A 21,499-nucleotide genomic window follows, 5' to 3' on the forward strand; every position below is an offset into this window, starting at 1 on the left:
ATCTGCGTTATAAATTAACCGCACTATTTAGAATGAAATGGAAATATCTGAATGAACAATTCAGAGAAATAGTGAAATAAATCTTATTATACTGGTAGCTTCAGGACAGGGTATGTTTATGAAGAATGGAATTATTCTATCAATCGCCGACCGTATCAAAGATGCGCTTCCCATACCAACAGACGAATTCAGGAAAAGGCTTGAAGAGGACTGTTATGTAATATGGAAATTGCCACACTTTGATGCACAAGAAATCACTCAAACCCCCGTTGTTCCCTCTTATGCTGATTATGTCGAGTCAAAAAATGCAGCGTTACATGGCGCTTATCTTTCTGCACATTTTCAGGCCGGCCTATGGCCCGTCGTCTATCAGGGCGAAAATAACGGACATCTTATAAGGCATGTCTGCCCGATGCTCCAGGCAGAAGAGAAAATAAGTTCTCAGGGGGCTAAGTATGACTTTTACCCGCATGTCGATAATCCCGATCTGTACATTACCGGCGAGACGCCGTCTAACCGACTTGGCGGCTGTCCTGACACTCTGAGTTTGTTGTGTCTCAGGAAAGAGGAAGGCGTTCACACCAGTCTGTTAAAACTGGATCAGATTCTGAAGAGGCTTTCTGATAAGGATATCGCTATTCTTGCCAGCCCCGCTTTCAGGATTAAACGGCCAGCCAGCTTTACAGAGGGATCCAGTATTGAGAAGGTGCCGATTATTGTGAGCGACAACGGTGTCTGGTATTCACGATTTGACTGGCACAATACTCAAGGTATGACTCTCGAAGCCGAAGCCGCGCTGGAAAAAATGCGATTTATCACCCTGGAACATGACCTGTGGTTCAATGTTCCGCTGGAGCCAGGCTATGCAGTGACTTTTTTAAACCAAAGAACAATGCATACCAGAAATGCTTTTGAACCTCGTTTTGATGGCACGGACAGGTGGTTATTGCGGGTTTTTGCTATGAAACACAGACCAACTGATACGCAGCTTGTCGATTCTTCACTTTGTCTCCACCACCTGCGCACACTATAACGGAACAAAAAATGTCAGATTTAGTTAATCACTCAATGTTCATTGAGGGAAGCGTTATTGCTCATTACCTTGTTCTCGGGGTGATCCTACTGGTTATTGCATCATTTATCGCGGGCTATATTGATGCGATTGCGGGCGGTGCTGGACTCGTGTTAATTCCAGCCTTTATCCTGACAGGGCTACCACCTCAGCTTGCGCTGGGACAGGAAAAACTGGTCAGTACTATAGGCACCATCGCTGCCATTAAGAACTTTGTTAAAAATAAGTCTGTTATCTGGCGCGTTATCCCTGCGGGATTAATTTCTGCCCTGGCGGGAGCCTATGTGGGCGCGAAGGTGATATTACTTTTGCCTGTGGAGACCTTATCGATCGTCATTGTGGTGCTATTACCCGTTGGTTTACTCGCAGCAACGATTAAGGGAAAAATTAAAGAGTCCGTAGACGACTCTGCCAGGACTAACTTTCTGGCAATCTTTGTAGTGTGTTTTATCGTGGGTTTTTATGATGGTTTTTTTGGCCCTGGGACCGGTAGCCTTTTCATCATTGCCTTAACGGTTATTAATAAGTTTGGACTGCTGCAGGCATCCGCGACCAGCAAAATCTTTAATTTTGCATCCAATATAGGGGCGTTTGTTGCCTTTGCGATTGCCGGTAAGATGGCCTATTTAATCGGCATTCCGATGATTATTGCCAGCCTGGCTGGTAATCACATTGGCAGTCTGCATGCCATTAAAACCAATGGTGAAATTATCCGTAAAGTTCTCTTTGTCACCGTGGGTGCGATGATGGTGACGCTTTCAGTAAAATATTTTACAGGAGTGTGAAATGGCAATGGGCAATGAAAATATCGTCGTGCGGCTGGCGCAAGACTCTGACATTCCAGAGGTGAAACAACTGCTGGAGCGCTATCACGCAAAAAATCTTGCGGGAGAGCAGCGGGCGAATGGATTTGTCACCACCGATATGACGGAGCAGCAGTTAAATGAACTGCGTTCAGCCGAAAGTGGTGTGGTGATTGCGGTTGATAGTACATGCGACAAGGTCATTGGCCTGTTGCTTGGTGGATCGTGGGAATTTCTCAGCCCCTGGCCCATGTTTAAATACATGGCAAGTATTCTCAATGAATATCACTACCAGGGAAAAAATCTGGATGCGGTTAGCTCATACCAGTATGGCCCCATCTGTGTCGCAGAAGAGTATCGTGGCCAGGGCGTAGGCGAGATGCTGCTTGAGTATCAACGCAAGGTGTTTGCACCGCGTTATCCCGTCATCGTTACCTTTGTCAATGTGCTGAACCCGCGCTCGTATGCATTTCATACCCGCAACCAGTTTGAGGACGTCGGTTTCTTTCACTTCAATGGCAATAAGTACCACATGATGGCGTTACCGACCTCCTGAGAGGTGGGCTGATTCATTGCGGCAGACCCGGCGGGCGTCTTCGGCGCCTGCCGGCATAAGCGAAGGTCCAGGTTTGGCCGGCGGCTAACAGAATTCTGCTCTTTTCAGGGGCGTCTGGAAAAGGAAAAGGGCCTACGTTTTCACGTAAGCCCTTGATATCTGGTGGCCCCTGTTGGGTTTGAACCAACGACCAAGCGATTATGAGTCGCCTGCTCTAACCACTGAGCTAAGGGGCCGTGGCGAGGGATTATAAAGTAACTGACGGTTGCAATCCAGCGTAAAGCGCGCAGCTGCTGTTTTTATAAACAATGCATTTTCAATCCTTTATAATCATGTTTTAGCCATACAGCCGGAGAAAACATGATTAGCGATATCCTTGCGCCGGGCCTGCGCGTTGTCTTTTGCGGTATCAACCCGGGGAAGTCCTCCGCCCATACCGGCTTTCATTTTGCCCATCCTGGCAATCGCTTCTGGAAGGTCATCCATCAGGCCGGGTTTACCGACCGACAGCTCAGGCCGGAAGAGGAGCTGCAGCTGCTGGATACGCGCTGCGGCATCACCATGCTGGTTGAGCGTCCGACGGTGCAGGCCAGCGAGGTCGCCCTGCAGGAGCTGCGCAGCGGCGGCCGTGAGCTGGTGAGGAAGATTGAGGAGTATCAGCCGCAGGCGCTGGCGGTGCTCGGCAAGCAGGCCTTCGAGCTGGCCTTTAACCAGCGCGGCGCGAAGTGGGGGAAACAGGCCATGACCATCGGCACGACCCAGGTGTGGGTGCTGCCCAATCCCAGCGGCTTAAACCGGGCGACGCTCGATAAGCTGGTGGCAGCCTATCGTGAACTGGATGATGCCCTGGCGACCCGCGGCCAGTAGCGGAGAGGGGCGACTTTCCCCGAGCGACCAGCGAAACGCCATAAAAAAAGCTCCCCGCAGGGAGCTTTTTAATCGGCTGGCGACGATTAATCGTCGAGGAAGCTACGCAGCACTTCAGAACGGCTCGGGTGGCGCAGTTTACGCAGCGCCTTCGCTTCGATCTGACGGATACGTTCGCGAGTAACGTCGAACTGTTTACCTACTTCTTCCAGCGTGTGGTCGGTGTTCATGTCGATACCGAAACGCATACGCAGGACTTTCGCTTCACGAGCGGTGAGGCCGGCCAGCACGTCGTGCGTTGCCGCGCGCAGGCTCTCGGTGGTCGCGGAATCCAGCGGCAGCTCGAGGGTGGTATCCTCGATGAAATCCCCCAGATGCGAATCTTCATCGTCGCCGATCGGCGTTTCCATGGAGATAGGCTCTTTGGCGATCTTCAGCACTTTACGGATCTTGTCTTCCGGCATCAGCATGCGCTCAGCCAGCTCTTCCGGAGTCGGTTCACGGCCCATCTCCTGCAGCATCTGACGGGAGATACGGTTGAGCTTGTTGATGGTCTCAATCATATGCACCGGAATACGGATGGTGCGCGCCTGATCCGCGATGGAGCGGGTAATGGCCTGACGGATCCACCAGGTGGCGTAGGTCGAGAACTTATAGCCGCGACGGTATTCGAACTTATCAACCGCTTTCATCAGACCGATGTTGCCTTCCTGAATCAGGTCGAGGAACTGCAGACCGCGGTTGGTGTATTTCTTGGCGATCGAGATAACCAGACGCAGGTTCGCTTCCACCATCTCTTTCTTCGCCCGGCGGGCTTTCGCTTCACCGATGGACATGCGACGGTTGATATCCTTCACCTGCTCGATGGTCAGGCCGGTCTCTTCTTCGATCTGCTGCAGCTTCTGCAGGCCGCGCTGCACGTCTTCTTTCACTTCCAGCAGCTTCTCGGACCACGGCTTGTTCATCGCCACCGCGGCGTTGAACCAGGTTTCGCTGGTTTCGTTGCCGGTGAACAGAGTGATGAAGTTTTTCTTCGGCATTTTGCACTGCTCAACGCACAGCTTCATGATGATACGTTCCTGAGTACGAACGCGATCCATCATGCTGCGCATGCTGTTGACCAGGTAATCGAACTGCTTCGGCACCAGGCGGAACTGCTTGAAGACTTCAGACAGCTTCAGGATCTCTTCCTGGGCGGCGGCATGGCTACGACCTTTGGCTTTGATGGTGTCGCGCGTCAGCTCGTACTGGGTACGCAGCTCGGCGAACTTCTCACGGGCCAGCTCAGGGTCGATGCTGTTGTCGTCATCGCTGTTGTCGTCGGCGTCTTCATCTTCGTCTTCGTCTTCGTCGTCATCCATCTCTTCCTGAGACAGCTCGGAGCCAACGTGGGTGGCGGTCGGCGCCATATCTTCTTCGGCGTTCGGATCGACGAAACCGGTGATCAGATCGGATAGACGGGCTTCTTCCGCTTCAACGCGGTCGTACTGCTCAAGCAGGTAGGTGATCGCTTCCGGATATTCGGCAACGGAGCACTGCACCTGGTTGATGCCGTCTTCGATGCGTTTGGCGATGTCGATTTCGCCTTCACGGGTCAGCAGCTCTACGGTACCCATTTCACGCATGTACATGCGCACCGGGTCGGTCGTGCGCCCGATTTCGGATTCCACGCTGGAGAGCACCTGCGCGGCGGCTTCGGCAGCATCTTCATCCGCGGTGTTTTCGGCAAGCATCAGATCATCGGCATCCGGTGCTTCTTCCATCACCTGAATGCCCATGTCGTTGATCATTTGGATGATGTCTTCGATCTGATCGGAATCGACGATATCTTCCGGCAGATGGTCATTGACCTCGGCATAGGTCAGATAGCCTTGCTCCTTACCACGTTGGACAAGAAGCTTCAGCTGTGACTGCGGGTTTTGCTCCATAAGACGGTATCCACACTTAATTCGTTTGATTGGTGTCGGCAGGCGGGCTGTCGACATTTAAAGCGAGGGCGTACTTATATTATTGCCGCTGCGCCTCTGCGCGGCTGTCGGGGGCTTCCCGATCGATACTCGGCACTTAAGCCGTTAAATACGGTGTCCTTCACGTTGCTCTGCGTTCTGCTGCTGCATCAATGCAACGTGAATGACTGAGTCTGTCATTTATTTCTTCGCCAGCTCCTGGCTGATGGTCCAGAGCTCCCGGCGTTCCTCACTGCTTAAACCGTGTGTGCGATCGCGAGCTATCAACTCTTCCTGTCGCAGTTCCAGCAGTGAATCAAACATATGGTTGAGCGAGTCGGTGAAGGTTTGTTCAGCGATATCTTTATCTGCTATATCGTCCCACATCGACAGTTTTTCAAGGGTTGCGGCCTCTTTTGTGCCGCGATATTGCTCTAAAAGTTGCCCGGTTGTCAGACCAGGCTGCGCCAGACAGCTTTTCACCAGCTCGCCGAACAGGCTCAGCCCCGGCATTTTGCGCGAGTCCAGCCCCTCCAGCGGTGGGACTAACGGCGCCAGATCCGGGTTTTGCACCAGCAGTCCTATCAGTATACGCATGGTCGTGCGTTTTAGCTGTGGTGCGGGGCGCGGCGCGCCATTTTCCGCCTGTTTTGGCATTAAACGTTCAAGCTGGGCGTCATCTAAAATGCCCAGCTTGTTGCCCAGCTCCTGACGCAAATAGATGCGCAGGGTTTCGCCCGGCACCTGGGTTATCAGCGGCAGCGCCAGCGTGCTCAGCTGCGCGCGCCCGTCCGGCGTGCTGAGGTCGACCTGCGGCAGCAGACTGTTAAACAAGAACGTGGAGAGCGGCTGAGCCTGCTCCATCCGCGCCTCGAACGCCGCTTTGCCCTCTTTACGCACCAGCGTATCCGGGTCTTCGCCGTCAGGCAGAAACATAAAGCGCAGCTGGCGACCATCGGTCATGTACGGCAGCGCCGTCTCCAGCGCGCGCCAGGCGGCATCACGGCCGGCCCGGTCGCCGTCGTAGCAGCAGATGACGTTTTTGGTCACCCGGAACAGCAGCTGGATATGGTCGGCCGTGGTCGAGGTACCCAGCGAGGCGACAGCATAGTTGATGTCGTACTGCGCCAGCGCCACGACGTCCATATAGCCTTCGACAACCAGCAACCGCGGTGGTTCGGGGTTGTCCTGCTGCGCTTCATACAGGCCATACAGCTGACGGCCTTTATGGAATATGTCGGTTTCCGGGGAGTTGAGATACTTCGGCAGGGCATCGCCCAGCACCCGTCCGCCAAACCCAATCACCCGGCCTCGCTTATCGCGGATGGGAAACATTACCCGTTCGCGGAAGCGATCGTAACTGCGTCCCTGATCGTTGGTGACCAGCATGCCGGCATCAATAAGCGACTGGCGGTTTTCCTGATTGCCGCCAAAACGTTTTAAAACGTTATCCCAACCTGGGGGAGCATAGCCGATGGCAAAGCGCGTAATCACCTCGCTGCTTAACCCCCGTTTTGCCAGGTACTGGCGCGCAGGGTCGGCGGCGGGCTGCATCAGAGACTGTTGATAAAACGTATTCAGACCATCCAGTAACTGGTAGAGGTTCTGCCGTTGATGGCGCTCTATCTGGCTGGGTCCGTTGCCTGCTTCATAAGGCACTTCGAGGTTGTGCATGGCGGCCAGCTCTTCGACCGTTTCCACGAACTCGAGCTTGTCGTAGTTCATCAGGAAATCGATAGCATTGCCGTGCGCCCCGCAGCCGAAGCAGTGGTAAAACTGTTTTTCACCGTTGACGGTGAAAGAGGGGGTTTTTTCGTTATGGAACGGACAGCACGCGTGAAAATTTTTGCCCTGCTTTTTCAGCTTTACCCGCGCATCGATCAGATCGACGATGTCGGTTCTGGCAAGCAGATCGCTAATAAATACACGTGGAATTCGTCCAGCCATAAGCCCCGTTATTTCTGATGACTATAAACGAAAATAAGCCGCGCATTCCTTTCGGAAGCACGGCCTTACAACTACAACTCGGTCTGAATTGAGAGCGTCGCTCTCAACAGATTAGTACAGACGAGTACGGCGTGCGTTTTCGCGAGCCAGTTTCTTCGCGTGACGTTTCACTGCAGAAGCTTTAGCGCGCTTACGTTCGGTAGTCGGTTTTTCATAGAACTCACGACGACGAACTTCCGCCAGAACACCTGCTTTTTCGCAGGAACGCTTGAAGCGACGCAGAGCTACGTCGAACGGCTCGTTTTCACGTACTTTAATTACCGGCATGTGCCTCTCACCTTTGATTAATTCGGTTTGCCGCTGGCCGCAATGCCAGCTTATTTCAAAATGGTGCGGAATTTTACTGCAACTACTGCTGCTTTGTAAAGCACCGGCGCCTTTTTTGAAAGGGACTTTTATAAGGGTGAGGAGTATACACGAAGAGAGCACCAGGGGTGAGCAAAGTTTTACATCGCCGGTCATTGGACCTACACTGCGCGGTATTGAAGCGAGGTAAAACAACTCATGCGTGTACTGGGCATTGAAACATCCTGCGATGAAACCGGCATCGCGATTTATGACGACCAGCAAGGTCTGTTAGCCAACCAACTGTATAGTCAGGTGAAACTGCATGCGGACTACGGCGGCGTGGTGCCGGAGCTGGCATCGCGCGACCACGTGCGCAAAACGGTGCCGCTTATCCAGGCGGCGCTGAAAGAGGCCGGTCTGACGGCGAAAGATATCGATGCCGTCGCCTATACGGCGGGTCCTGGCCTGGTGGGGGCGCTGCTGGTCGGCGCCACCGTGGGCCGGTCGCTGGCCTTCGCCTGGAACGTGCCGGCGATTCCGGTACACCATATGGAAGGGCACCTGCTGGCGCCGATGCTGGAAGATAACCCGCCAGCGTTCCCGTTCGTCGCGCTGCTGGTCTCCGGCGGTCATACTCAGCTGATCAGCGTCACCGGCATCGGCCAGTACGAGCTGCTGGGCGAGTCGATTGACGATGCGGCGGGCGAAGCCTTTGATAAAACTGCGAAACTGCTGGGGCTGGATTATCCCGGCGGGCCGATGCTGTCGAAAATGGCGTCCCAGGGTACTGAAGGCCGCTTCGTCTTCCCGCGTCCGATGACCGACCGTCCGGGGCTGGACTTCAGCTTCTCCGGTCTGAAAACCTTCGCCGCCAATACCATTCGCAGCAACGGCGACGATGAGCAAACCCGCGCCGACATCGCCCGCGCGTTTGAGGATGCGGTCGTCGATACGCTAATGATTAAATGTCGCCGCGCGCTGGAGCAAACCGGCTTTAAGCGTCTGGTGATGGCGGGAGGCGTGAGCGCCAACCGCACCCTGCGGGCGAAGCTGGCGGAGATGATGCAAAAACGCGGCGGCGAGGTGTTCTACGCCCGCCCTGAGTTCTGTACCGATAACGGCGCGATGATCGCCTACGCCGGCATGGTGCGTCTGCAAACCGGCGCCAAAGCCGAGCTCGGCGTGACGGTCCGCCCGCGCTGGCCGCTGGCCGAGCTGCCTGCCGCCTAAAGCGTCCTGATACAGGCCGACGTCACGTCGGCCTGCCTTCCTGACTACTCCATACTTTTACACAGCGAGCAGATGGCGCCCTGATGCTTATGCGAGTGCATCACGTCCGGGCGCTCGTACTCTTCCTCACAGCTAACGCATTGATACACGGTGGTCGAGGCGTTCCCCGCCGCGTCATAGCGCGGTTCGGCGATCCCGTCATCTCTCTGCTTAATGTAGTAGCGCCCGCGGGTGAGGATCCCCATCAGCGGGGTCATGACAAAGGCGACGACCAGCGCAATCAGCGGCGAGAACGGCGCCAGCGTCGCCCCCAGCAGGCCGAAGAAGGCGCAGATCGACAGCCCGGCGGCCAGGCCAAAGGAGACTACGCCCACCGGGTTCACATTGTAGATCATGCCGCGACGATACTCCGGCTGCGCCGGCGCCAGCTTGAGCAAGCCTTTATTAAAGGTGATGTCGGTCGCCACCACCACGACCCAGGCGATGGCGAAGTTGGAGTAAAAGCCGAGGATCCACGACAGGGCGCTGAACATATCGCCTTCCATCAGCGCCAGGGCAATCGCCAGGTTGACCACCACAAAAATAATCCGCCCCGGATAGCGTTTGGTGGAGCGGGTCCAGGCGCTGGTCCACGCCAGCGAGCCGGAATAGGCATTGGTGACGTTAATTTTGATCTGCGAGATCACCACCAGCACTACCGCCAGCGTCAGGGCCAGCCAGCCGGGCACCAGGTTATCGAAGACGCTGACGAACTGCTGCACCGGTTCGGTATTGTGTACCGCCGGGAAACGGGTCAACAGATAGAAGCCGAGGAAAGCGCCGATAATCTGTTTGATCGCGCCTAGCACCACCCAGCCCGGGCCGGCGGAAAAGACCGCCAGCCACCAGGCTTTACGGTTCTCAGCGGTTTTAGGCGGCATAAAGCGCAGGTAATCAATTTGCTCGCCAATCTGCATGATCAGCGACAGGCATACCCCGGCGCCGAGCATGATGGCGGTGATATCCACCGTCGACGCGCTGTTTTTACCGGCGAAATGCAGGAAGCCGTCCACCAGCTGCGGATCTTTGACAATCAGCCACACCACCGGCACCACCATCAGCACCAGCCACAGCGGAGTGGTCCACACCTGCAGGCGGGTCAGGGCTTTCATGCCATAGACCACCAGCGGGAGCACCATCAGGGTGGCGATCAGATACCCCATCCACAGCGGGATCCCGAGGCCCACCAGCAGCCCCTGGGCCATGATCGAGCCTTCGAGGGCGAAGAAGATAAAGGTGAAGCCGGCAAAAATAATGCTGGTGATCACCGAGCCGAAATAGCCGAAGCCGGCGCTGCGGGTGATCAGGTCAAGGTCAATGTTGTAGCGCGCGGCGGTGATCGCCAGCGGAATGCCGGTGAGGAAGATCACCAGCGCCGCCACCAGGATCGAATAGATGGCGTTGCTGGTGCCCCAGGCCATACCGATGCTGGCGCCGATGGAAAAGTCCGCCAGATAGGCGATGCCGCCCAGCGCCGTGACCGCGACGACGCCCGGTCCCCAGCGGCGGAAGCTCAGCGGGGCGTAACGTAAGGTGTAATCTTCTAAGGTTTCCCGGGAGCCGGAAGTCCGCGCGGTCGCGGGTAATTCAGGGTTGAGATCCAGTGATGACATAGTCATTCCTTAATGGTTAGGCATGACTTGAATTAGCAAACCTTATGCCATATTGCAGGGCAGGCGTGGCGGGGAGGGTGGTGCAGGGTGACAGAAGAGAGGGCAGGGGCTGCACCATCCGGACGCGCTTGCGCCCGGCTGGTGCAAAAGGCCTATTTGCCGAGCATGCCTTCGTCTTCGAGGAAGGCAATAATGGTGCTCAGGCCGTCGCCACGCTTCAGGTTGGTGAAGGTCCATGGGCGATCGCCGCGCATACGCTGGGTATCGCTCGCCATCACCTCCAGTGAAGCGCCCACATAGGGGGCAAGGTCGGTTTTATTGATCACCAGAAAATCGGATTTGGTGATCCCCGGCCCGCCTTTGCGCGGGATCTTCTCCCCTTCGGCCACGTCGATAACATAGATGGTCAGATCCGCCAGCTCCGGGCTGAAGGTGGCGCTCAGGTTATCGCCGCCGCTTTCCACGAAGATAAGGTCGAGGTTACCGAACTTTTCACTCAGCGCTTCCATCGCGGCGAGGTTCATCGAGGCATCTTCACGGATCGCCGTGTGCGGGCAGCCGCCGGTTTCCACCCCGACAATGCGTTCAGGCGCCAGCGCGCCCGCTTCAGTGAGGATGCGCTGATCTTCTTTGGTGTAGATGTCGTTGGTGACCACCGCCAGCTGCCAGGTATCGCGCATCGCTTTGCACAGCGCTTCCAGCAGGGCGGTTTTACCGGAGCCGACCGGGCCGCCAACGCCGACGCGCAGCGGGTGTTTATAAGAATTCATGGCTTCTCCTAGGAACGGAATAATCGGGAGTATTGGGTTTCATGCCGGGCAGAGGCGATGGCGGCGAGCGGCGTGGCCGAACCGATATCGCCGTCCGGCGCGGCCAGCGCGCGGGGCATCGCCGCCGCGTAGTGGTCGCAAAGACGTAAAATCAGCTGTTGAGCGGCCTGCTGGCCGAAGGGCACCAGCTTAACGCCGGCCATCACGGCGCTCTCAATCCAGCTGTAGCCCAGGCTTAGGGCCATCTCGGGCAGCGCGATGCGCCAGCGTACGCCGAGCCAGGCCATCCCGGCGAGCTGGCTTTGCTGGCACAGCGTGCGCCACGGCGGTGGACAGTCCGGCTGCCAGTCGCCAAGCAGGCGGGCAAACGCCGCGCCGCGGTTGCGCTCTTCCTCCCGCAGTTCACGGGTCTCCCGGCAGGCCAGCAGATAAGCCGTCCAGCGCCGGGCCGCGGCGATATCGCCTTGTTCGCAGGCGCGGTACAGGCGGGCGAACAGCGGCAGGTCGACGGTAAAAAAGCCTTCCGTCATCTGCCGTCGCTGCCAGCGCTCGAAGGCCGCGACGTCCGGCACCCAGCCGGCTTCCACAGCCCACTCCAGCCCCTGGGACCAGCTGTAACCCCCTACCGGCAGGTTGCTGCTGGCCAGCTGCATCAGCCGCAGACGTTGTTCCGCTGTCGACATGCTAGTGGCTGTGAGCGTGGTGGTCATGATGAGCATGATGATGACCGTGGCTTTCGCTGGCGTAAGCGCCGGCTTCCGGCTCGAACGGCAGCTGGCCAAAGGTCACCGTCAGGCCGAACTGGCGCAGCATATCGTCCAGCACGTGATCGTGATGGTAGCGCAGCTCGCCCGGCATGATCTGCAGCGGTACGTGACGATTGCCGAGGTGGTAGCAGGCCTTCGCCAGCATAAACGGATCGTCGCAGCGCACCACCGACACCCCTTCATCAGCGGCAATCACCTGCACAAATTCGGTGCCGTCTTCGTTGCTGAGCACATCGCCGCCGCGCAGCAGCAGCCCGCGGGGCAGCAGCAGGCCGGCTTCCCGGCCATCGTTGAGGGTGACTTTTACCCGGCTTTTGACGCGAACATCAATCGGCAGCGTAACGCTGGCGGTCGCGGCGGCGGGGGTCTCCAGACGTTGAGTTAAATAAAGCATCCGCTCTCCTTAAAACAGAAAATAACGTTGCGCCATCGGCAGAACCTCTGCCGGCTCGCTGGTGATGAGTTCGCCATCCACCCGCACCTCATAAGTCTGCGCGTCGACGGTGATGTTAGGCTGCAGGCTGTTGTGCACCATGTCGGCTTTCTGCACCGTACGGCAGCCTTTCACCACGGCGATCGCGCTGCGCAGGTTCAGCCGCTCGGCAACGCCGTTGTCCGCCGCCGCCTGCGACAGGAAGGTGAGGCGGCAGTGATGGCGGGCGCTGCCCAGCGCGCCAAACATCGGGCGGTAGTGCACCGGCTGCGGGGTTGGAATTGAGGCATTGATATCGCCCATCGGCGCGATGGCGATCATGCCGCCTTTGATCACGGTGGCCGGTTTCACGCCGAAGAAGGCAGGCGACCAGACCACAAGGTCCGCCAGCTTACCCACCTCAATGGAGCCGACTTCGTGTGCGATGCCGTGGGTCAGCGCCGGGTTGATGGTGTATTTGGCGATGTAGCGCTTCACGCGGAAGTTGTCGTTATCCCCGGTCTCCTCCGCCAGCGCTCCGCGCTGCACCTTCATGCGGTGCGCCACCTGCCAGGTGCGGAGAACCACTTCCCCGACGCGGCCCATGGCCTGCGAATCCGAGGAGGTGAGCGAGAAGGCGCCTAGGTCGTGCAGCACGTCTTCCGCAGCGATGGTTTCCCGGCGAATGCGCGACTCGGCAAAGGCCACGTCCTCGGCGATGTCCGGGTCCAGATGGTGGCAGACCATCAGCATATCGAGATGTTCATCGATGGTGTTAAGGGTGTAGGGCAGCGTTGGGTTGGTGGAGGACGGCAAAATGTTCGGGTGGGCGCAGGCGGTGATGATATCCGGCGCATGGCCGCCGCCGGCCCCTTCGGTATGGAAGGTGTGAATGGTGCGCCCGCCGATGGCGGCGAGGGTATCTTCCACAAAACCGGACTCATTGAGCGTGTCGCTGTGCAGCGCGACCTGAATATCCATCTCATCGGCGACGGTTAACGCGCAGTCGATCGCCGCCGGGGTGGCGCCCCAGTCCTCATGGATCTTCAGGCCAATAACGCCCGCCGCCACCTGCTCGCGCAGAGCGTCCGGCTGAGAAACGTTGCCCTTGCCCAGCAGGCCGATATTGACCGGCAGGCTGTCGGCCGCCTGCAGCATGCGTGAGATATACCATGGCCCCGGGGTGCAGGTGGTGGCATGGGTACCCGCCGCCGGGCCGGTGCCGCCGCCGACCATGGTGGTCACGCCGGAGACCAGCGCCTCTTCCGCCTGCTGCGGACAGATCCAGTGAATATGGGTATCGATCCCGCCGGCGGTGACGATTTTTCCTTCGGCGGCAATCACTTCCGTCGCGGCGCCGATGGGGATGGTGACGTTGGGCTGGATGTCGGGGTTGCCGGCTTTGCCGATGGCGAAGATCCGACCGTCCTTCACGCCGATATCGGCCTTAACGATCCCCCAGTGATCGACGATCAGCGCATTGGTGAGCACCAGGTCGACACAATCGGCGGCCAGCATCTGTCCCTGACCCATCCCGTCGCGGATCACTTTGCCGCCGCCGAATTTGACCTCTTCCCCGTAGGTGGTCAAATCGTCCTCCACCTCTATCCACAGCTCGGTATCGGCCAGGCGCACCTTGTCGCCGATGGTGGGGCCGAACATGTCGGCATAGGCCTGGCGTGAAATATTACTCATCGTTTGCCTCCAGAGGGCCCATGACCTCGCCGCGGAAGCCGAAAACGGCGCGGTGACCGGCGAAGGCCACCAGCTCAACCTCGCGTTTCTGGCCAGGTTCAAAGCGTACCGCCGTGCCGGCCGGGATATTCAGGCGATAGCCGGTGGCCTGCTGACGGTTGAACTTCAGCGCCGGGTTGACCTCGGCGAAATGGTAGTGCGAACCGACCTGAATCGGCCGATCGCCGTGGTTTTCAACGACCACGCGACAGGTCGCCCGGCCGGTGTTGAGGGCTATCTGGCCGGGCTTAACGTGATATTCACCGGGGATCATGGCGCTACCTCAGATAATCGGGTTGTGAACGGTGACCAGCTTCGAGCCGTCCGGGAAGGTGGCTTCGACCTGGATATCCGGGATCATTTCCGGGACGCCCTCCATCACCTGCTCGCGGTTCAGGACGTGACGGCCTTCCTCCATCAGCGAGGCCACGCTTTTGCCGTCGCGGGCGCCTTCCATAATAAAGGCGCTGATCAGGGCCACGGACTCCGGATAGTTGAGCTTCAGTCCGCGGGCCAGGCGGCGTTCCGCCACCAGCGCGGCGGTAAACAGCAACAGCTTGTCTTTTTCTCGGGGGGTCAGTTCCATAACGTTCTCTTAAGTCAGCCAGATTCGGGGAAGTACGGGGGATTTGCCGGTGAGATGAGGGCGCAGAAACTGCCAGACGTCGCGCATCACCTGCTGGCAAACCAGATTATCGTCACTGAGGAAGCGCACCGTCAGCAGGCGGTCGGTCAGGCTGGCGCCGGCGTAGAGGCCGAGCGGCGCCAGCGCGTCGCGCACCCCGTCGAGCAGGGCATCGGTTGCCGGATAGCACAGCAGCGTGCCGACCCAGGGGCGTCCGGCGACGCTGGACAGCTCTCCCTCCTGCAGGTGCAGGCGCTCGACCAGCAGCGGCTCATCGTCCACCCATACCTCCAGCCGGTTGCTGAGGGTGCCGTGGCTGAAGGTTTCGCCAATCACCGGGCGGCCAAGGCAGAGCAGATCCCAGGCCAGCAGCGTGCTGGAGGCACAAAGGTGAAAGGTGGTGGACAGCCGGGCGTTCGCCCCGGGAAAGAAGATGGCATCCTGCGGGAGCCACTCCAGGGTCGCCTGCGGGGCGAGGGTCAACCGCTGGCGCAAAAGCGCTTGCGCGCCGCTGCTGCGGTAAAACTTGCTGGCGCCAGGCATGGTTATCAGGGTATGGCAGCCGGGATCAAGGTGGGCGCTAATCGTCAGCTCATCACCGCCGACGATGCCGCCGGGGGGGTGAAGCAGATAGAGATGACAGGTCTCTTCTTCCGGGTAAAACGGGCGCTGGACGGTCAGCGGGCCGACGTGTTGGGCGCTGGCGAGAACGGTCTTGCCGCCGGCCTGCTGAAAGCGCAGATCCAGCGTGGCCTGCCAGCCTTTTTTGAGTGGTGGTAACACGGTGCCGTGCAATGTTGCGCCCCTGCAAAATCAAGATAAAACAGCAGCAATGAGTATTGATCGGCGGGAGATTATCCCGGTCATACGAAACGCTTATGTCATCTGTTACCCGGAGCGTCGCATCGGGCGCGAGGGGAAAGCGGCATAACCGCTCCGGATTATTCACCCGGATAATCATTGCCGTCAATATCCTGAACCGTTGCCTGGCCGCGGCGGAAAAGGCGTCAGCGCGGTTCACGCCGCGCCGCCGGTCGCTGGCGGGAATTTTGCTGTGGGTCGCCGCTAACGCATTGTTACAAAAGGGGGATGTGGCGATGATCGCCAATCATGATGACGTAAGGCGAAAGAGCGGGTGAGACCGCTAAATAGAACCGGGGATCCCTCCGGCTGGGGTGGCCGGGAGGGGAGATTACTTCTCTTCTGGCGTTTTTTTCTTCTTCACCCGCGTCCAGATTTTGCTCTCCTGGCGGCGCCACAGACGCTGAATGTTGTCGTGATGGCGCAGCAGGATCAGGCAGGAGAGCATCGACACCGGGAAGGTGTACTGCGGTTTGAACCACCAGACGTAGAACGGAGCGATCAGCGCGCTGACGATAGCGCCAAGGGAAGAGTAACCGCTGAGCAGGATGGTCAGCAGCCAGGTCCCGGCCATCACGCCGGTCAGGTCGAGGCCGATGGGGGCGATAGCGCCGAAGGCCGTGGCGACGCCTTTACCGCCGCGGAAATGAAAGAAGACTGGCCAGATGTGGCCCACGCAGGCGGCAATCGCCACTAAACCCAGCCAGAACGGCGTCAGGCCCAGCGCCCAGGCGCCCCATACCGGCAACATGCCCTTCAGCACATCAAAAATAAGTACCGCTACGGCCGCCCCTTTTCCGCCGATTCGTAGTACGTTAGTGGCCCCGGGGTTGCCTGAGCCGCTGTCGCGTGGGTCGGGCAGGCCAGCAAGGCGACATACCAGAATGGCGCTGGAAATGGAGCCGCAGAGGTAGGCGAGGAGTACCAGTCCAGGCGCGATTGCACTCATAACGCTGTTCCGTTTTGAAAATGTCGTTGTATTCTCTGCATCTGTGGATAATACGCATAATTCGCCGGAAGTGGTATCCGGTTTAGCTAAAAAGCAGGCAGGGCGTGATGGATATTGTATTTATAGAGCAACTTTCGGTAATCACCACCATTGGTGTTTATGACTGGGAACAAACCATTGAACAGAAGCTGGTGTTCGATATCGAAATTGCATGGGATAACCGCAAGGCGGCCGCCAGCGATGATGTCAGCGATTGCCTTAGCTATGCTGATATCAGCGAGCGCGTCATCGCGCATGTTGAGGGGGGAAAATTCGCGTTAGTGGAGCGGGTGGCGGAAGAGGTGGCCGACCTGCTGCTGGAGACATTCCAGTCGCCATGGGTGCGCATTAAAGTCAGCAAACCTGGCGCCGTGGCTCGCGCGGCAAACGTCGGGGTGATTATTGAACGTGGCCTTAATCTGAAACAAAACTTTTCAGGTCATACTTGTTAAACAAATTGCGTTTATACCGGTCATAGCATCCGGTCATCAGGCAATTTTACTGGCGATCTCCTACCAGAACGGCAGGTGAATCCTTGTGTACGCCGTGTATGCTGCGGATTGCGCGCCCTCTGGCAGCCGGGTTATGCCTGTTGAACGATACCGTGTTCCTGGTTTTTTTCATTTTACTTTTTTAAAGGGTTTAATTGGATGAGCGATATACACTCGCTGCTGGTGGCGGCAATATTGGGTGTGGTTGAGGGGTTGACAGAATTTTTACCTGTTTCTAGTACCGGTCATATGATTATTGTTGGTCACCTGCTGGGGTTTGAAGGTGATACGGCAAATACCTTTGAAGTGGTTATTCAGCTAGGCTCGATACTCGCCGTGGTGGTGATGTTCTGGCGTCGCCTGTTCGGCCTGATCGGCATCCATTTCGGCAAGCCGCCGGCGCATGAAGGCAAGGGCAGCGGTCGCTTATCGCTTATCCATATCCTTCTCGGTATGATCCCCGCGGTGGTGATGGGGCTTATTTTCCACGACACCATTAAGTCCTTGTTTAACCCGGTAAATGTGATGTACGCCCTGATTGTCGGCGGTGTGCTGTTAATTGCGGCGGAAGTGCTGAAGCCGAAACAGCCGCGCGCGGTCGGGATTGACGATATGACCTATCGTCAGGCATTCGTTATCGGCTGCTTCCAGTGCCTGGCGCTGTGGCCGGGCTTTTCCCGCTCAGGGGCGACCATCTCCGGCGGCATGCTGATGGGCGTCAGCCGCTACGCGGCGTCGGAGTTCTCATTCCTGCTGGCGGTACCGATGATGATGGGCGCCACGGTGCTGGACGTCTACAAGAGCATCGGCTTCCTCAACATGGGCGATGTTCCGATGTTTGCCGTCGGCTTCGTGATGGCGTTTATCGTGGCGCTGATTGCGATTAAAACCTTCCTGCAGCTGATCAAACGGATCTCGTTCATTCCGTTCGCTATCTACCGCTTTATCGTCGCGGCAGCGGTTTACGTGGTCTTTTTCTAAGGCCTGCGCCCTCAGCCTTGCGGCTGGGGGCAACGCTGTTCCTTCCACTGCGCCACCGCCGCAATTCTCCGCCGCGTCAGCTCCTCGCGAATTTCCGCCCCTTTAAAGCCCGCCGCTACCACCTCTTTGGTGGAGACCGACTGCGCCACTTCCCAGGCCTCCAGCAGCAGGCGCCCCTGCGGATAATCGCTGGCCTCAAAGCCGGTGCGCCCGCGGACGTCGGCTTCGCTGGTGAGGGCGATCTGTTGCACGCGCTGCGGTTTACGCCAGGCGTCAATGCTGTCGAAAAGTTTGACGAGGGTTTTTGGCTGCAGGATCGGCAGGGTGTGGATCAGATCATGGTACTCCGCCACCAGTTTCGCGAGATCGCGGATATCGTTCGGCACCCGCAGACGCGCGCAGAGCTGCTCCACCAGCTTGACCCCCGCCGGGCCATGGCCGTGGTGACGCGGCCAGAGCGCTTTCGGCGTCAGCCCTTTGCCGAGGTCATGGCACAGGGTGGCGAAGCGCACCTCGACGTCCGGCGATAGCATCGCGGCCATCGTGACGGTCATCAGGGTGTGCAGGCCGGTATCGATTTCCGGGTGCCATTTGGCCGGGGCCGGCACGCCGTACAGGGCGTCAATCTCCGGGAACAGCACCTTGAGGGCCTGGCAGTCGCGCAGCGTCTGGAAAAAGACCTGCGGGTTGCGGGTGGTCAACGCGCTTTCCGTCTCTTTCCACACCCGCTCCGGCGTTAAATGGGCCAGTTCGCCAGCCTCAACCATGGCGGCCATCAGGGTCTGGGTCTCTTCGGCGATGCGAAAACCGAGATGGGCATAGCGGGCGGCAAAGCGCGCCACGCGCAGCACGCGCAGCGGGTCTTCGCTAAAGGCGGGAGAGACATGGCGCAGCAGGCGCTGGCGGAGATCGTTTTGTCCGCCGTAGGGGTCGATAATCGTGCCGTCGGCATCCTGGGCGAGGGCGTTGACCGTCAGGTCGCGGCGCAGCAGATCCGCCTCAAGAGTGACGTCCGGGGCGGCATAGCAGGTAAAACCGGTATAGCCTGCGCCGGATTTGCGCTCGGTGCGGGCCAGGGCATACTCTTCCCGGCTTTGCGGATGAAGGAACACGGGAAAGTCGCGGCCTACCTGCTGATAGCCCGCGTCAAGCATCTGTTGCGGGGTGGCGCCCACCACCACCCAGTCTCGGTCTTTGACCGGCAGTCCTAACAGCGCGTCGCGCACCGCACCACCGACCAGATAACTCTTCACGCCTGATTCTCCCGTATCTGTTTTTCGCAAGATGATACGTAAGTCTGGCAGAGAAGACGAATTAGTTCATCCACCGGTCTTTACGTTTGCGGCTTGGCACCAGATGCGGCAGCACCAGACCCAGCAGCAAACCGACGCCCAGCACGCCGCCGCCGTACATAAACCACTGCATGATAATGGTGCGCTGTTTATCATCAAGCTGCAGATTCGCCGCATTCACCTTCTTCTGCGCGACAACCAGCTCGTTTTTCAACTTTTGGTTCTCGTCTTTCAACGCGTTGATCACGCTGTCGCTGCCGGCGACTTTCTTCTGCATATCCGCCGTGCGCTGGTTCCAGGTGGCGTCGATATTATTCAGCTTATCGGTCAGCGTTTTGACCTGGTTTTCCAGATCCGGGACGCGGGTGCGCAGGCTGGGCTCGTTGCTCAGCTCTTTCAGCGGGATCCAGGCGGTACGCCCATTCGCGTCGCGGATCTGCGCGTAACTGGTGCTGTCGTTGGTTTGCAGCACCGACACTTCTTCCCCGGCGTTGATGGTGCCGACCAGACGATAATTATCGCCCGGGCCGCTGCGAACCCAGGTGTTCAGCTCATCGGAAACGTAGCGCTTTTCTTCTGCGTGAACCGCCGTGGCGGCGCTAAGCGCGAGCAAAGTAAAAGTAATCAGGCGTAATTTTGGCATCAGGTCATCGTTTGGTCATAAAAAGTGGAACGATAGTAGAGGCATCGCCAGAGCGACGCAAAGTTTTCCACCACAATCGGAATCATCCAGGAGGTGGCCCGGCAAAAAGCGCGTTGCATGGCGATTCGCCGCAAAATACTATCTACTGACAAAAAATATCGTCGTAAGTTCGCCGCAATTTGTCGGCGCAGCACAGAAGCGGAAGAATTCAGTCATGGCTCAAGAAATCGAACTTAAGTTTATCGTCGCTCAGGATGGGGTAGAGACGCTGCGCGAGCAGCTCAATGCGCTCGAGGCGAAACATACGCCCGCGGGCCAGTTGCTGAACATTTACTATGAAACCGCCGATAACTGGCTGCGTCGTCACGACATGGGGCTGCGCATTCGCGGCGACCAGGGGCGTTATGAGATGACGCTGAAAATCGCCGGTCGGGCGGTGGGCGGCCTGCACCAGCGTCCGGAATACAATATTCCACTGGATAAACCGGAACTGGCGCTTGAGCGCCTGCCGGCGGAGGTCTGGCCGCAAGGGGAACTTCCAGCCGCGCTGGCGGAGCATGTGCAACCGCTGTTCAGCACCGACTTTGCCCGTGAGCGCTGGGTGATCCAGGAAGGAAAGAGTGAAATTGAGATTGCCCTCGATCGCGGCGAAGTGAAGGCGGGCGAGCATCAGGAGCCGATCTGCGAGCTGGAGCTGGAGCTGCTCGCCGGGGAGACCGCCGATCTGCTGCGCCTCGCGCAGCGTTTGCTGGAGAGCGGCGTCCTGCGTCAGGGGAGCCTGAGCAAAGCCGCGCGTGGGTATCATCTGGCGCAAGGCAACGACGAGCGCCCGGTAACCCGGCTGGCGGTGCTGCCGGTGGCGGCGAAGGCCAGCGTGGAGCAGGGGCTGGAGGCGGCGCTGGAGAGCGCCCTGGCGCACTGGCTGTATCACGATGAGGTCTGGCTGCGCGGCAACGCGAAAGCCAAAGCGGAAATCCTGCTGGCGATAGCCCGCGTGCGCCATGCGCTGGTGCTGTTCGGCGGCATCGTGCCGCGGAAGGCGACCACCCACCTCCGCGCGTTGCTGAACGATGCCGAAGCGGCGCTGCTGGCCGCGGACACCGCCAATGAGGCGTTATTCCGCACCGAGGTCGTCGCCGCCAAACTGGCGCTGACCGAATGGCTGGTCCAGCGCGGCTGGCGTCCGTTCCTCAACGAGGCGGGAGAGAAAAAAATAGCCGGATCGTTCAAACGGTTTGCCGATATTCACCTTTCCCGGGCGGCGGCTGAGCTGCGCGGCGCCGTGCAGCACCTGGCGGTGGAGGATGCCGCCGACCAGCTGCCGAAGCTGGCGCGCGACATCGACAGCGTCCAGTTGCTGGCGGGCGCCTATGGCGACGCCGTCGCGCCGTGGCTGGAGAACTGGCAGGAACTACAGCGTGCGATAGAGCATGACGACCGCAGCGTCTTTGAATATTTCCGTCGCCAGGCGCTGGCTGCCGAGCCGTTCTGGCTGCATAGTGGAAAACGATAAT

23 protein-coding genes, 1 tRNA gene and 1 pseudogene are annotated in these 21,499 nt (G+C 58.4%); 9 read left to right on the forward strand and 16 right to left on the reverse strand.

Going from position 1 to position 21,499, the window contains the following annotated elements; genetic code table 11:
• The first annotated feature begins 112 nt into the window (after positions 1–112).
• From QLG03_RS14430 to QLG03_RS14440, 3 genes are read left to right on the forward strand one after another with little or no spacing between them, the layout of a single operon-like run.
• Positions 113–1,033 (forward strand): TauD/TfdA family dioxygenase, encoded by a 921-nt coding sequence (locus tag QLG03_RS14430; RefSeq protein WP_050533727.1) that lies wholly within the window; start codon positions 113–115, stop codon positions 1,031–1,033.
• Between the two features lie 11 nt (positions 1,034–1,044).
• Positions 1,045–1,857: a TSUP family transporter gene (locus QLG03_RS14435; protein ID WP_023291046.1), complete on the forward strand. Its 813-nt coding sequence runs from the start codon at positions 1,045–1,047 to the stop codon at positions 1,855–1,857.
• 1 nt (position 1,858) lies between these two features.
• Positions 1,859–2,431: a GNAT family N-acetyltransferase gene (locus tag QLG03_RS14440; protein WP_064155335.1), complete on the forward strand. Its 573-nt coding sequence runs from the start codon at positions 1,859–1,861 to the stop codon at positions 2,429–2,431.
• 160 nt (positions 2,432–2,591) lie between these two features.
• Here QLG03_RS14440 and QLG03_RS14445 read toward each other — a convergent pair.
• A tRNA-Ile gene (locus QLG03_RS14445) sits at positions 2,592–2,667 on the reverse strand.
• Between the two features lie 124 nt (positions 2,668–2,791).
• Between QLG03_RS14445 and mug the strand changes: the two genes are divergently transcribed.
• Positions 2,792–3,298, forward strand: a complete 507-nt coding sequence (gene mug, locus QLG03_RS14450; RefSeq protein WP_002917636.1) for a G/U mismatch-specific DNA glycosylase — start codon at positions 2,792–2,794, stop codon at positions 3,296–3,298.
• A gap of 86 nt (positions 3,299–3,384) precedes the next feature.
• On the opposite strand, the gene rpoD is transcribed toward mug, so the two are convergent.
• The 3 genes from rpoD to rpsU form a co-directional block, all read right to left on the reverse strand.
• A complete protein-coding gene (rpoD, locus tag QLG03_RS14455) occupies positions 3,385–5,226 on the reverse strand; it encodes an RNA polymerase sigma factor RpoD (protein ID WP_004174339.1) in 1,842 nt (613 codons plus the stop codon).
• Between the two features lie 219 nt (positions 5,227–5,445).
• Positions 5,446–7,191, reverse strand: a complete 1,746-nt coding sequence (dnaG, locus tag QLG03_RS14460; protein ID WP_255988825.1) for a DNA primase — start codon at positions 7,189–7,191, stop codon at positions 5,446–5,448.
• A gap of 111 nt (positions 7,192–7,302) precedes the next feature.
• Positions 7,303–7,518, reverse strand: a complete 216-nt coding sequence (gene rpsU / locus QLG03_RS14465) for a 30S ribosomal protein S21 (protein ID WP_001144069.1) — start codon at positions 7,516–7,518, stop codon at positions 7,303–7,305.
• A gap of 237 nt (positions 7,519–7,755) precedes the next feature.
• Here rpsU and tsaD point away from each other — a divergent pair, with 237 nt between their 5' ends.
• Positions 7,756–8,769: a tRNA (adenosine(37)-N6)-threonylcarbamoyltransferase complex transferase subunit TsaD gene (tsaD, locus tag QLG03_RS14470; protein ID WP_002916879.1), complete on the forward strand. Its 1,014-nt coding sequence runs from the start codon at positions 7,756–7,758 to the stop codon at positions 8,767–8,769.
• A 44-nt stretch (positions 8,770–8,813) separates the two neighbouring features.
• Here tsaD and QLG03_RS14475 read toward each other — a convergent pair whose 3' ends face one another.
• From QLG03_RS14475 to QLG03_RS14510, 8 genes are all read right to left on the reverse strand, one after another.
• Positions 8,814–10,421, reverse strand: coding sequence for a cytosine permease (locus QLG03_RS14475; RefSeq protein ID WP_023291044.1), 1,608 nt, complete (start codon positions 10,419–10,421; stop codon positions 8,814–8,816).
• Positions 10,422–10,573: 152 nt separating this feature from the next.
• Positions 10,574–11,191, reverse strand: coding sequence for an urease accessory protein UreG (gene ureG / locus QLG03_RS14480; RefSeq protein WP_255988824.1), 618 nt, complete (start codon positions 11,189–11,191; stop codon positions 10,574–10,576).
• Positions 11,192–11,199: 8 nt separating this feature from the next.
• Entirely contained in the window at positions 11,200–11,874 is a 675-nt protein-coding gene (locus QLG03_RS14485; RefSeq protein WP_032428994.1) for an urease accessory protein UreF, read from the reverse strand.
• Between the two features lies 1 nt (position 11,875).
• Positions 11,876–12,352, reverse strand: coding sequence for an urease accessory protein UreE (gene ureE, locus QLG03_RS14490; protein WP_017899736.1), 477 nt, complete (start codon positions 12,350–12,352; stop codon positions 11,876–11,878).
• A 9-nt stretch (positions 12,353–12,361) separates the two neighbouring features.
• On the reverse strand, positions 12,362–14,065 hold the full coding sequence (ureC, locus tag QLG03_RS14495) for an urease subunit alpha (protein ID WP_023291041.1): 1,704 nt from the start codon (positions 14,063–14,065) through the stop codon (positions 12,362–12,364).
• On the reverse strand, positions 14,058–14,378 hold the full coding sequence (locus tag QLG03_RS14500) for an urease subunit beta (protein WP_023291040.1): 321 nt from the start codon (positions 14,376–14,378) through the stop codon (positions 14,058–14,060). The genes ureC and QLG03_RS14500 overlap by 8 nt, the downstream gene beginning before the upstream one ends.
• Positions 14,379–14,387: 9 nt before the next feature.
• Positions 14,388–14,690: an urease subunit gamma gene (locus QLG03_RS14505; protein WP_255894095.1), complete on the reverse strand. Its 303-nt coding sequence runs from the start codon at positions 14,688–14,690 to the stop codon at positions 14,388–14,390.
• Positions 14,691–14,699: 9 nt separating this feature from the next.
• On the reverse strand, positions 14,700–15,524 hold the full coding sequence (locus QLG03_RS14510) for an urease accessory protein UreD (protein WP_072420625.1): 825 nt from the start codon (positions 15,522–15,524) through the stop codon (positions 14,700–14,702).
• Here QLG03_RS14510 and QLG03_RS14515 point away from each other — a divergent pair.
• On the forward strand, positions 15,514–15,660 hold the full coding sequence (locus QLG03_RS14515; RefSeq protein WP_032428993.1) for a hypothetical protein: 147 nt from the start codon (positions 15,514–15,516) through the stop codon (positions 15,658–15,660). The genes QLG03_RS14510 and QLG03_RS14515 overlap by 11 nt on opposite strands.
• Before the next feature lie 10 nt (positions 15,661–15,670).
• Here QLG03_RS14515 and QLG03_RS25320 read toward each other — a convergent pair.
• Positions 15,671–15,772, reverse strand: a pseudogene (locus QLG03_RS25320) (hypothetical protein); the annotation flags it as partial.
• A 149-nt stretch (positions 15,773–15,921) separates the two neighbouring features.
• Positions 15,922–16,539 carry a glycerol-3-phosphate 1-O-acyltransferase PlsY gene (gene plsY, locus QLG03_RS14525; RefSeq protein ID WP_004205257.1) on the reverse strand — a complete coding sequence of 206 codons (618 nt, stop codon included), beginning with the start codon at positions 16,537–16,539 and terminating at the stop codon, positions 15,922–15,924.
• Positions 16,540–16,646: 107 nt separating this feature from the next.
• Between plsY and folB the strand changes: the two genes are divergently transcribed.
• Both folB and bacA read left to right on the forward strand, forming a co-directional pair.
• The gene (folB, locus tag QLG03_RS14530) at positions 16,647–17,030 is read left to right on the forward strand and encodes a bifunctional dihydroneopterin aldolase/7,8-dihydroneopterin epimerase (protein WP_004150923.1); all 384 of its coding nucleotides are present in this window, start codon (positions 16,647–16,649) and stop codon (positions 17,028–17,030) included.
• A gap of 198 nt (positions 17,031–17,228) precedes the next feature.
• Positions 17,229–18,050, forward strand: coding sequence for an undecaprenyl-diphosphate phosphatase (gene bacA / locus QLG03_RS14535; protein ID WP_023291038.1), 822 nt, complete (start codon positions 17,229–17,231; stop codon positions 18,048–18,050).
• A gap of 11 nt (positions 18,051–18,061) precedes the next feature.
• Here the strand turns inward: bacA and QLG03_RS14540 are convergent, their stop codons facing one another.
• Together QLG03_RS14540 and QLG03_RS14545 are read right to left on the reverse strand one after the other, a co-directional pair.
• Positions 18,062–19,303: a multifunctional CCA addition/repair protein gene (locus QLG03_RS14540; protein ID WP_023291037.1), complete on the reverse strand. Its 1,242-nt coding sequence runs from the start codon at positions 19,301–19,303 to the stop codon at positions 18,062–18,064.
• Between the two features lie 61 nt (positions 19,304–19,364).
• Complete coding sequence (locus tag QLG03_RS14545; RefSeq protein WP_023291036.1) at positions 19,365–19,985, reverse strand: TIGR04211 family SH3 domain-containing protein; 621 nt, start codon at positions 19,983–19,985, stop codon at positions 19,365–19,367.
• Positions 19,986–20,199: 214 nt separating this feature from the next.
• Between QLG03_RS14545 and QLG03_RS14550 the strand changes: the two genes are divergently transcribed.
• A complete protein-coding gene (locus tag QLG03_RS14550) occupies positions 20,200–21,498 on the forward strand; it encodes an inorganic triphosphatase (protein ID WP_255988820.1) in 1,299 nt (432 codons plus the stop codon).
• Position 21,499 lies beyond the last annotated feature (1 nt).

The organism is Klebsiella sp. V115_8 (assembly GCF_029967715.1).
In the GTDB taxonomy this organism is placed as follows: Bacteria; Pseudomonadota; Gammaproteobacteria; order Enterobacterales; family Enterobacteriaceae; genus Klebsiella; species Klebsiella quasipneumoniae.